Origin of the sequence: uncultured Capnocytophaga sp. (assembly GCF_937936315.1) — a bacterium.
Taxonomy (GTDB): Bacteria; Bacteroidota; Bacteroidia; order Flavobacteriales; family Flavobacteriaceae; genus Capnocytophaga.
Genome location: NZ_CALGWU010000016.1, coordinates 16,742 through 28,664, shown reverse-complemented (window position 1 = coordinate 28,664; position 11,923 = coordinate 16,742). Strand labels below are relative to the sequence as shown.

The window sequence follows — 11,923 nt, the reverse complement described above, 5'->3', positions numbered from 1 at the left end:
TTTTTTGCAAATAAAAAATAACTTTTCTTACGTCGAACTCACGTTAATTAATAAAAATAACCTATCTTTGTACTCTCAATAAAATGATTAGGTGTTTTTAAAACAAATGAGATGAGGATTTTTCTTCTTATTATATCTCTCTTATTTCCTTGTGATTTAATAGCGCAAATCACCCTCTCAGGACGTGTGGTGAGTGTGCAACAACAACCTCTACAAGGAGTAACTGTGGTTGATAAAATCTCAGGAAAATGGGCTTTTACCAATGATAAAGGTGAGTTTTCTATCTCTATTTATAAAGAATACGACCTTAGCTTTACAATGTTGGGATTGCAATCGCAAACAATCAAAGGAACAGCAACCCTCACTCATTCCATTTCTGTAATAATGCAAGAGGAAACCCTGCGTCTCAACGAGGTGGTCGTAACAGCTACCAAGGTACGCGACAAAGTGAGTTCGGCAGTAGTGTTAAATAATTATGCTATAGGGCAATTTCAATCATTTTCGGTATCCGATATCTTACAACAACTCCCTGGACAAACTATAGAAAAACCTTCTTTTTTCACTCCTAATATACTGAACCTACATACTGCAATCAAGTCCGATAATAATGCTTTTGGTATTAGCTATATCATTGACGATATGCCTTTGAGTAACGATGAAAATATGCAAACTTATAGCAAGAATATCAATACTACAGCTTTCTCTCGTATCAACACAGGTATGGATTTGCGAACTATTCCTGCTTCAAGTATAGAAAAAGTAGAGGTAATTACGGGTATCGCCGACGCTAAATACGGCAATGCAACTACAGGTTTGGTGGTAATTGAACGCAAAGCAGGAGTTTATCCTTTGCAAGTGTCTGCCAGTATGATAGGTGGAGGAAATGCTGTAAGTGTAAATAAAGGATTTAAAATCAGTGATAAAGTAGGCAATCTGAGTCTATCGTTAGACTACTTAAATGCCAATGCCGACCCTCGTAACAACCTTGATGGCTATAACCGTGTAACGCTTTCTTCTATTTGGAGTGTAGTGAGTCCTAAGAACAACTTCCGCAATACTTTTAGCCTAACCCTGAGAAGCAATATCGATGGTAATAAAACGGATAAAGAACAAGTAGAGGGTTTTCGTAATTCATCTAATAAAAAAGACTACGGACTCACATTCAGCAATCGTTTAGGATGGCAGTTCAGCAAAAAATGGATTGACCAACTAAATCTTACTTTCGGTCTTTCTGTTTCTAAACAAGATGATTACAAAGAGCAGTTTATCAACAATGGAGGAGAGGTAGTGCCCACCGCTACCACCACAGCACTGCACGAAGGGCTCTATACACCTGTCGCTTTCCGTTCTTTAGTGCGCACTATAGGGTTACCTTTTAGCATCAACAGTCAGCTGGGGGTGAGCAAGCATTTAAAGAACGATAATTTTAGCCAAAATATAAGTGCAGGAATAGGCTTCCTCTACAACGATAATTTAGGTGAAGGTAAAGTGTTTGATTCTTCAACCGCCAACACAGTGGGTACGGTGAGTAAAATATCTAATTCTGAAGAAGGAGTACGCCCTTTGAACTTCAATAAATATGTAATTGCAAACAAATTGTTGAGTGTCTATCTGCAGGATAACTTGCAATGGCAACGTGCTAACAGACAACTGTTCGTTGCCAATATAGGTTTGCGTTACGAAAATCAAAACGGTTACAGTAGTCTGAGTCCGCGTGTGAATATGGCGTATGAGTTCACCAAATATTTCAAGTTAAGAGGGGGTATAGGTTTAGCTACCAAAGCACCTTCCTTAGCCAATCGATTTCCTGGTAACGTTCATTTTGATATCCTTTTGCGCGATGATCGTACCAATCATTATGCAGTGAATCGTGTGCAAACTTATGTAGAACAACGCCGGAAAGTAGATTTAAAACCTTCTAAAGCGTGGAAATACGAACTTGGTACTGATGTTTCTCTCAAGTTTATGCAGCTAAACCTCACAACATATCTCAATAAAACTTTCGATGCCTTTACTTCTGAAACTACTTTCAAGCTCTACGACCTCCCTAAACTCACCTCTATTCCTTCTGCCGATCCTGAACACATACCTCCTACCTATCGTATTGATGGCTATGAAAAAGTAGTGCGTACCTATTCTACAGCTACTAACGGATCGTACTATACTGATAAAGGGGTTGAACTCATCTTGTTTTTCAATAAGATAGATAAAATCAATACTCAATTTTCACTTTCAGGAAGTTATGTGTTTTCTTCAAGTACTTCGCGCCTACCTTATATCAGCAAAACCAACAATGCTCTCGAAGAAAAATATGTATATGGCTATTATCCTACCGATGCTTCTCAGCGCGAACAAATGCACTTGCGACTCACAGCTACTCATCATATATCTTCCTTAGGCTTGCTTTTTTCACTCACTGTCGAACAATTCACCTTTTCTAATAACTATATTGCCTTGAGAGATATTTATCCGTATGCTTATATGGATAAAAATTTAGTATATCACGAAATCCCTGCTGCCGAGCGTACACACTCTCGCTATAAACATTTATTTTTAACACCTAACGAAACTAAAACAGTACATACCCCTACTTATCACAATTTCCATTTGCGCATCACCAAGGAAATGCTCAACGGACTATCTATCTCTCTTTATGCTAATAATTTCCTAAACTATCGACCTAAAATTACTGTCAACGGACACACTTCTCTACAAAATAGCAAAATTTCATTTGGTGGAAGTGTAAAATATCAGTTTTGAAAATAATCAATATTTCTAATTATATGAAACGAGTAATTCTAATTTTCGCACTCTTTATAACCGTGCTATCCTGTAAAAAAGATAATGATAGCGATGGTTTTGTAACCAATATCACTCATCGTTTATCGGTGAAGTACGACGATTTCTTTGGTGGCAAAGCAGCCGAAGGAGTAAATGTAAAACTTACCAATTTGCAAAATGGTCAGATATACACTGTCAAAACCGATGCTCAAGGAAAAGCAAGTGTAGTAATATCTGCGGGTATCTATGATATTTCTGCTTCTATCTCTCTATCTGCCGAACAGATGAAAAAACTCTTTGGTGAGGAAAAAGAAGCGAGCTTCAACGCTTCGTTGAGTAAAGTAACTATCAATACACAGCAAAATGCTATCAGTGAATTGGTATTACAAACAGGTAAAACAGGCGATTTGCTTATTAAACAAGTTTATTATGTTAGTTCTGATAATCAAAAAGCTGCTGGTTTCCAGTGGAGAGACCAATTCTTTGAGGTGCATAACAATTCTAACGAAACCATCTATTTAGATAATATCTGCTTTGCTCAAATCCACGGCTGGTATAACAATTTTTCAAAAGAAAACTTAGATGAGAATGGTCAAATAGACTGGAGTAAATCTCCTGATTTAGTAGGCGTTGGTAAAGATGCTAATACAAAATTTGTTTATGCTTACGAAATCTATGCCTTCCCTGGTAATGGTACTACTTACCCCTTGGCTTCAGGTAAATCAATGATTGTCGCCAAAACAGCGATGAACCACAAAGCACCACTTACCATTGACGGTAAAAAGTACGAAGTCCCTAACCCCGAACTAACAGTCGATTTAAGTAAAGCTAAATTCGAGGTCTATTTGCCTAATCAAGAAAATAATACTGATATTGATAATCCTGCCATTAATATGGAGGTACGCTATAAAATAAACACACTTAAAGATATGGTATTAAATGTGCAAGGGCGTGATGCTTATGTGTTATTTAGGGCTACTAAAGCTGAAACTGATGCTCTAAAAGTAGTGCAAAGTCCCGCTATGCGTGGAAAAAAACCTGATAGAAAATACTTGCAGATACCTGTAGATATTATTATTGACGGTGTAGGTTGTCAAGAAGCAAAAATGCCTAAACGTTTGCCTACTAATGTAGATGCTGGAGCCCTCAGTAGCCCTAAAGGTGCTTACTCCTCCGAATCAGCTATTCGCAAAGAAACTAAAAGAGTAGGTGATAAAATCTTCTATCAAGATACGAACAACTCTACCAACGACTTTATATGGATATCCACTCCCGATGTAAGTTCCCTAAACTGATGATACCTAAAACCCTTTTCATATTATTTGCTTCAACAGTAACTATCTACTCTCAAAGCAGAGTGGATAGTTACTTACATCCTAAAGTATTCCAAACTTATCTGCAAACTCCTGTACTCTTGCCTGCCTCTTCTCTAGAGAATTTTACAAATTCCGGACTTTCTTTCCAAACTGAAAAAGGTGATTTACACTTGGGACAACAACCCTCAGCTGTTACAACTATCAGCCTAAATACTAATGGTTATTACAAAGCTAAAAAAACAGCTTTCTTCGGCGATGTCACTATTAAAAGAGAATATCAAACCGATAAAAAATGGAATCTCTCTTATGTTGAGGTTGCTCCCGATGGGCTAATGCCCGACCCTCATTACTATGCCGTGAGCAAGGCTTCTAATTGGAATACTCAACAATACCAAGTATTTGGTGGACTTACCACTCCACTCATTACCTCTCATCTCAACGGAATGATTGCTGCCCGTTATCACTTAGGTGAAAAATACCGTACCTCCTTTGATCCTCGTCCTAAAATAATAACTAATGAATTAGCTTTTACCGCCCAATTAGCACTGAATCTTACCTCTCAACAACAAATAGCCATAGGAACAACGTACGGACTTGCCCAAGTAGACAATGGTATTTCTTTTTCCGATAGTGATAGCCATATCCCTATGAACTACCCTAAATACCTCCGTTGGCAATTAGGCTATGGCACCTTCGAGCTTCCCACTGATGTCTCTACCAAACGTGAACGCCCTTTCAATGAACTAACGCTGCATTATCATTATACAACTCCTACTGTCCAATGGATAACTGGAGCTCATTACCAATGGCAAAAAGCAAATACTTACCAAAGTAATACTGAGTATGAAGCCGATGAACGCTTAATGGCAACGCTTAATACCACAAACTATAAGGTCTATATACAACGCCTGAAAAAGCTATCGGAAGCTCAGTTGAGATATTACGCTCAATATACTGAAACTTCTCGTAAAAATTTTTTAAATCTACAACAAGGAAAAAACTATGAAGCACAATTGCGCGATGTGCAATTTTCAGTACATTATTATTCTGAAAAATACACTCAATTATGCGAAACTGCTGTTATGCTCGGCTATCACCAAGCCTACCAAACTGATGTATTAGCACAAACCCTTACTGATAGGCATTTCCTCACCGCTCAAGCATTACACAGCCGTAGTTACCAACTTTCGGGAGTTGAAATAGCCCCTTTTGTAGCATTCCAATGTCAATTGCCTACCTATAGCAAACTGGAAAATCAGAATATAGAATATTATAAAACTCTCACCAACAACGATTACGCCGCTAAAACTATTCGGTTATTCTACGACGAAGTAGTCTACCCCGATAATACGCTCTTGTGCAAAACTCAATACCATTTTTCTTTTGGAACAGATTTCAAACAACAATTGCGCAACCATCTCTTCGCTGTATTAGGAGTAAAAACAACGTATAGCACTACTTTCAAAAGTGATGACCGTTACCATTTGTCTTTACATCTACAACTTAATTATTAATACGATATTCGCATTTGTGTCCCTACACTTTGGTAAAGTTGATTGCTTGATAATCAATCTATTTTTGTTAAACTACATTCAATCATATAATTAAACCTTTTGATTGTGAAGATGAAGATTTGAATGATTTCCTATTCAAGGAAGCAATACCTTACTAAAAACAAATGCTTGTTACTACTTTTCTATTATTTTCTCTTCCCCCAGCTCCCATTGCTCCCATTGCTCCCACTACTCCCATTGCTCCCACTACTCCCACCATCGCCCGTGCGGCTCGCACCTCCCACCGCTCCCACAACCTCATATTTCCCCACCACTTGTAAGTTCCAGTAGTAAGTGCAAATTTACTAATCTGTAAATTTGTTATTTTCAAATAAATACTATACCTTTGCCAAAGTTTTTCACTTTTTTACCTAATGAAAAAAACATATATCACTTTTTTAGCATTTTTATGCTGTTTTGTTTTAGGCAATAATTGGTTACAAGCACAAGAGTTAGTGCCCATTCTCAGTCAGGCTCGTTTGCACAAAGATAATTCTACATCAGGCTTTGATGGACCTTATATTTTTTATACTGATAAAGGAATTGTTGTAAAACAAGTTGGTGAAAAAAAAGGTGTAGTAGCACCCTCTATTCAAACATTTACTAAAGATATAAAAGGTAAAAAATTTACGGCACAACTCAGTGAGAAAGAATCTTTTAGTTTTAAAATAAAAAAAGAACTAAAGAATGAAACAGCTGTGTATAATATGCCTGAAAAGCTCATTGCTATTTCGGATATTGAAGGTGAATTTGAGGCTTTTAAGCAGTTTTTGATAGCTAATGGAGTGATGAATGCTAAATACCAATGGAAATATGGTAAGGGGCATTTAGTGACAGTAGGTGATTTTTTTGATCGCGGACTATGGGTCACACAAACACTTTGGCTTATCTATCATTTAGAACAACAAGCTGAAAAAGCAGGAGGTAAAGTACACTTTATACTTGGCAACCACGACTTGATGAATATGAATAACGACTTCCGCTATGTGCGCAAAAAATACTTCCAGAATGCTTCTTTATTACAAGATGAATATCTACACTTCTACAAACCTAATACAGAATTAGGACGCTGGTTGGCTACCAAAAATATCGTTGAAAAAATAGGTGATTATGTGTTTGTACACGCCGGTATTTCTATAGAAATTGCCAATTTAGGACTCACTGTACAAGAACTAAATGATAAAGCTCGTGACTATTATTTTGATAATCTAAGAGCACGAAAACGCAAAGATAGCTTGTATAGCATTCTCTATCAGTTTGGTATAAGTCCTACGTGGTATAGAGGTTGGGGCAAACAGACTATTGATATTACTGAAGCCGAAACTATTTTAGAACGTTGGCAAGTAGGTAAGTTTGTTATAGGGCACACACTTCATAGCGAGGTAACTTACCTGATGAACAAACATGTTATCGACCTTGATGTAGCACACGCCAAAGGGGTAGTACAAGGTTTGTTGATAGAAAATGGCAACGAATATAAAGTAGATAAACAAGGTAATAAGACAGCAATAATAGAAAACGCTTCTATCCCTGAAGACGACGACTAACAAATAAAAACTAACAACAGATGAAAGGAATAATCTTAGCAGGCGGTTCAGGTACACGCCTTTACCCTATTACAAAAGGAGTTTCTAAACAATTACTCCCTATTTATGATAAACCAATGATTTACTACCCACTATCGGTATTGATGCTATCGGGTATTCGTGAGATATTGGTAATTTCTACCCCTCAAGATTTACCTGGTTTTGAGCGCCTATTAGGTGATGGATCTGATTTTGGCATTCGCCTTAGTTATGCCGAACAACCCAGTCCCGATGGCTTAGCTCAAGCGTTTATCATAGGCGAAGAGTTTATAGGTGATGACGATGTGTGCTTGGTATTAGGTGATAATATTTTCTATGGACAGAGTTTTTCAAAAATGCTTTCTCAAGCAGTAGAAAATGTAACAAAAGAGCGTAAAGCTACCGTTTTTGGTTATTACGTAAAAGACCCTGAACGCTATGGAGTAGCCGAGTTTGACAATGCAGGTAATGTACTTAGCATTGAGGAAAAACCAGCACACCCTAAATCTAACTATGCAGTAGTAGGGCTTTATTTCTACCCTAATAAGGTGGTGAAAGTAGCTAAAAACATCAAACCTTCTGCTCGTGGAGAACTAGAGATTACTACTGTGAATCAAGTGTTCCTAAATGACGGTGAACTAAAAGTACAACTTTTAGGGCGTGGTTTTGCGTGGCTTGATACAGGTACTCACGATTCACTTAGCGAAGCATCTAACTTTGTAGAGACCCTAGAAAAACGCCAAGGACTCAAAATTTCTTGTTTGGAAGAAATAGCCTATCGCAAGGGGTGGATTACCGCCGAAAAACTGCAAGAACTTGCCAAACCAATGCTCAAAAACCAATACGGGCAATATCTCTTGCAGATAATAAGTAACAGGTAACAAGTAATATGGCAAAACTAAAAACAGCATATTTCTGTCAGAATTGCGGTGCGCAATATAGCAAATGGCAAGGACAGTGTTACACTTGCAAGCAGTGGAATACCATTGTGGAAGAAGTCGTACAGAAAGACACGGCTCCTGCTTGGCAAGAAAAAGAATCTCCTATCAAAAATAAGGCTTCTAAGTACATCCCTATTTCCCAAATCGATACCCAGCAAGAGGCACGCCTCAATAGCAACAATCACGAACTGAATAACGTGCTAGGTGGGGGTATAGTACCAGGGTCGGTAACGCTTTTAGGGGGGGAACCAGGGATAGGCAAGAGTACGCTATTGTTGCAAATAGCTCTTAACTTGCCCTATCGTACGCTCTACGTATCGGGAGAGGAAAGTGAGAAACAGATAAAAATGCGCGCTGACCGTATTCCACACCGTATTGACAACTGTTTTATTCTCACTGAAACTAAAACACAAAATATCTTCCAACAGATAAAAGAACTCTTACCCGAAATTGTGATTATAGACTCTATCCAAACCCTTCAATCCGATTATATAGAGGCATCAGCGGGGAGTATTTCTCAAATTAGGGAATGTACTTCTGAACTGATTAAGTTTGCTAAAACTACTCACACTCCTGTAATACTCATTGGGCATATTACTAAAGACGGACAAATAGCAGGACCTAAAATATTGGAGCATATGGTGGATACCGTTCTGCAGTTTGAAGGCGATCGCAACCACGTATATCGTATCCTGCGTTCTCTCAAAAATCGTTTTGGTTCTACTTCCGAATTGGGTATTTACGAGATGCTTAGCAATGGATTACGCGAGGTAAATAATCCTTCGGAGATTCTCATTTCCAAAACTGATGAAACCATTAGTGGTACTTCTATAGCTGCCACCTTAGAAGGTATGCGTCCACTGATGATTGAAATACAAGCCCTCGTGAGTACAGCGGTCTATGGTACACCACAACGCAGTACTACGGGCTTCAATGCCAAACGCCTCAATATGCTTTTGGCAGTGCTTGAAAAACGCGCAGGATTCCGCCTTGGAGCTAAAGACGTGTTTCTAAATATTACGGGAGGTATTACTATCGACGACCCCGCAACCGATTTAGGGGTGGCAATGGCTATCCTATCGTCCAACGAAGATATAGCTATTGATAAAGATGTGTGTTTTGCCGGTGAAGTGGGGTTAGGTGGCGAGATACGCCCTGTACAACGTGTTGAGCAACGCATTACTGAAGCTGAAAAATTAGGATTTAATACCATTTTTGTTTCTAAATACAACAAAATAGCTCTCAAAAATACGAAGATAAAAGTTATAACGGTCGCTAAAATAGAAGATGCGATACAAGAATTATTTGGATAAGAAGAACGCCTTATGTTGAGAAAACTCTTTAAAGATACCATTATTTACGGCATTGCTACTGTACTTCCTCGTGTGCTAACTCTATTGCTCACAAGGCTGTACGTGAATAAACTCGATACTGCCGATTTTGGTATCTATTCAGGGTTGTTTGTCTACCTTATCTTGGGGAATGTACTGCTGTCTTATGGTATGGAAACCGCTTTCTTCCGTTTTATGAATAAAGGCGAACAGAAGAAAAAGGTGCAATCTACCGCACTTACTTCTCTTACAATCAGCTCTTTGTTTTTCCTGCTGATTGCCTACTTATTGCGACACTTTATTGCTTCTTGGCTGAATTACGATGTGCAATATATTGTCTTTGCTATTTATATATTGGTACTCGATGCCTTAGTGGTCATTCCTTTTGCTTGGCTTAGAAATAAAGGAAAAGCCAAACTCTACGCAATGGTAAAGATAGGGAATACAGCCTTAAATTTAGCGCTTAATATCTATTATCTAAATTATTTGTCTGCTGAAAATCTCGCAACAAACGGTGGTGTATACTACATTTTTTTAGCCAATGTGATTGCTAGTTTAGCGACATTTATGGTGTTGCTACCTATCTACCTCAAAATACGTTTCAAATTCTACTATCCTCTTTGGAAAGAGATGATGATCTACGCTTTTCCCGTACTTTTGGCGGGCATCGCTTTTGCTGTGAACGAAGGTTTTGACCGTGTGTTTTTGCGTATGCTCCTTCCTGCTGATACAGCCGATGGAACGATAGGTATCTACTCGGCTTGCTACAAAATGGGGGTGTTTATGAACCTCTTTGTCACTGCCTATAAACTTGGTATAGAACCCTTTTTCTTCAGTAGTGCCCAAGATAAGAATGCACCTAAAACTTATGCACGTATTACTGAATACTTCATTGTGTGCGGAGGCTTTATTTTGCTCTTTATTACCGTATTCACCGATGTTTTTAAACTTATTTTGATACCTAATAAAGCCTACTGGGATGCGCTCTGGATTGTGCCTATTATCTTGTTAGCTAACCTTTGTTTGGGTATTTACCACAGTCTTTCGGTATGGTACAAAGTAACCGACCGCACGAGCTTTGGTGCGATTGTATCCTTGATAGGAATGGCGATTACAGTAGTGTTCAACTTTGCTCTTATCCCTTGGCTTAGCTATAAAGGAGCCGCTTTGGCTACCCTCATTACCTATGCTGCAATGATGAGTATCTCGTATTACTACGGACAAAAATACTACCCGATACCTTACAAAAAAAGGAAGATAAAAATCTTCCTTGGTATGAGTGTACTCTTCTCTTTTATAAATTTCTATGCCTTTGGCAATAGCATTTATATAGGTATTTTGTTTCTGCTTATCTATGGCTATTTAGCGAGCTTTGCAATCAAGCTAAAAGCGTTGCGGTCAAAAACGTAGCGCGATAGGCAGTTAAAGTTGGTCAAATAGCAACATCATTTCCTCTTCTTTTTGTCGCATTAGCGCACTGTCTTTGGGGGTTTTATCTTTATACCCACAGAGGTGCAACAACCCGTGTGCCAATACTCGCAACAGTTCTCTTTGGAAAGGCACTTTAAAGATTTCGGCGTTTTCCTTTACGCGTTCTACCGAAATATAAATATCCGAATGGAGTACTTTTTCCTCAGTATAATCAAAGGTGATGATATCGGTGAGGGTATCGTGTTGCAAGTACTCTACATTTATTTTGTGCAAATACTCATCATCACAAAAAATATAGTTGATATTGCCTGCCTCTTTACCTTCGGATTTAGCAATACTTTTTACCCAGCGTTTTACCGAATTCTTATTATAAGGGAAGACAAAAGGAGTTTCGTTAAAAAAAGAAGTCATAATCTAACTATTTTTTTCTTTAGGCTTATAGGTGCTGATACCTAATAGCGCATAAATAGGAGAAAAATTGATGAGAATGGTTACCAATAGCAAAATAGAAACGCCTGATAACACCGATGCAATAGTTATAGAAAACTCGTTGAAATACCCCAAAATTGCCGTAATCACGATAATAAGCAAGCGGATATTCTTGTCTAAAGTGCTTATATTTCTTTTCATATAGTTATGTTTTTTAACAATTTGAGGACAAAGGTACAAATAATTTGTAAATTAGCAAATTTGCAATTAGTAAATTCGTTAAACTCTTCTTTGTGTAAAAAATACAATCTCATTATCAGGTGTTTAATAAAAATGTTACTATTTTTATGGTAAAAAATTAACAGAAAATTTGCACACTACAAATATTTGTTGTAATTATGCACCCTAAAATATAGAAAAGATAAGAAGCGTTAGCTTTTGTCCTGTCGTGCTGAAAACTGGAAACTTTCATTGTAACACAGAGCAAAAGGTTTAATGCTCATCGCCTTTATAGGCGTGAGTGAAACCTATTTGTGTTACAAGGTGATTCCAGTACCTCAGGCGACAAACAGTGTT

At 37.9% G+C, this 11,923-nt stretch carries 10 protein-coding genes and 1 pseudogene; 9 read left to right on the top strand and 2 right to left on the bottom strand.

Annotated elements, in window-relative coordinates:
- Nucleotides 1–111: 111 nt before the first annotated feature.
- From Q0162_RS02375 to Q0162_RS02335, 9 genes and pseudogenes are all read left to right on the top strand, one after another.
- The gene (locus tag Q0162_RS02375) at nt 112–2,760 is read left to right on the top strand and encodes a TonB-dependent receptor (protein ID WP_297888525.1); all 2,649 of its coding nucleotides are present in this window, start codon (nt 112–114) and stop codon (nt 2,758–2,760) included.
- Nucleotides 2,761–2,783: 23 nt separating this feature from the next.
- The gene (locus tag Q0162_RS02370) at nt 2,784–4,076 is read left to right on the top strand and encodes a DUF4876 domain-containing protein (protein ID WP_297888523.1); all 1,293 of its coding nucleotides are present in this window, start codon (nt 2,784–2,786) and stop codon (nt 4,074–4,076) included.
- Nucleotides 4,040–5,611, top strand: coding sequence for a DUF6850 family outer membrane beta-barrel protein (locus Q0162_RS02365; RefSeq protein WP_297888520.1), 1,572 nt, complete (start codon nt 4,040–4,042; stop codon nt 5,609–5,611). Before Q0162_RS02370 ends, Q0162_RS02365 begins: the two co-directional genes overlap by 37 nt.
- Nucleotides 5,612–5,697: 86 nt before the next feature.
- Nucleotides 5,698–5,766, top strand: a pseudogene (locus tag Q0162_RS02360) (GNAT family N-acetyltransferase); the annotation flags it as partial.
- A gap of 9 nt (nt 5,767–5,775) precedes the next feature.
- Entirely contained in the window at nt 5,776–5,931 is a 156-nt protein-coding gene (locus tag Q0162_RS02355) for a hypothetical protein (protein ID WP_297888517.1), read from the top strand.
- A 93-nt stretch (nt 5,932–6,024) separates the two neighbouring features.
- Nucleotides 6,025–7,197 carry a metallophosphoesterase gene (locus Q0162_RS02350; RefSeq protein ID WP_297888514.1) on the top strand — a complete coding sequence of 391 codons (1,173 nt, stop codon included), beginning with the start codon at nt 6,025–6,027 and terminating at the stop codon, nt 7,195–7,197.
- Nucleotides 7,198–7,217: 20 nt separating this feature from the next.
- Nucleotides 7,218–8,096 carry a glucose-1-phosphate thymidylyltransferase RfbA gene (gene rfbA, locus Q0162_RS02345; protein ID WP_278636825.1) on the top strand — a complete coding sequence of 293 codons (879 nt, stop codon included), beginning with the start codon at nt 7,218–7,220 and terminating at the stop codon, nt 8,094–8,096.
- Between the two features lie 8 nt (nt 8,097–8,104).
- Nucleotides 8,105–9,469: a DNA repair protein RadA gene (gene radA / locus Q0162_RS02340; RefSeq protein WP_297888511.1), complete on the top strand. Its 1,365-nt coding sequence runs from the start codon at nt 8,105–8,107 to the stop codon at nt 9,467–9,469.
- Between the two features lie 12 nt (nt 9,470–9,481).
- Nucleotides 9,482–10,897 carry an oligosaccharide flippase family protein gene (locus Q0162_RS02335; RefSeq protein ID WP_297888508.1) on the top strand — a complete coding sequence of 472 codons (1,416 nt, stop codon included), beginning with the start codon at nt 9,482–9,484 and terminating at the stop codon, nt 10,895–10,897.
- 12 nt (nt 10,898–10,909) lie between these two features.
- On the opposite strand, the gene ybeY is transcribed toward Q0162_RS02335, so the two are convergent.
- Both ybeY and Q0162_RS02325 read right to left on the bottom strand, forming a co-directional pair.
- On the bottom strand, nt 10,910–11,329 hold the full coding sequence (gene ybeY / locus Q0162_RS02330) for an rRNA maturation RNase YbeY (protein WP_297888506.1): 420 nt from the start codon (nt 11,327–11,329) through the stop codon (nt 10,910–10,912).
- A 3-nt stretch (nt 11,330–11,332) separates the two neighbouring features.
- Nucleotides 11,333–11,548: a DUF2892 domain-containing protein gene (locus Q0162_RS02325; protein WP_002678703.1), complete on the bottom strand. Its 216-nt coding sequence runs from the start codon at nt 11,546–11,548 to the stop codon at nt 11,333–11,335.
- Nucleotides 11,549–11,923 lie beyond the last annotated feature (375 nt).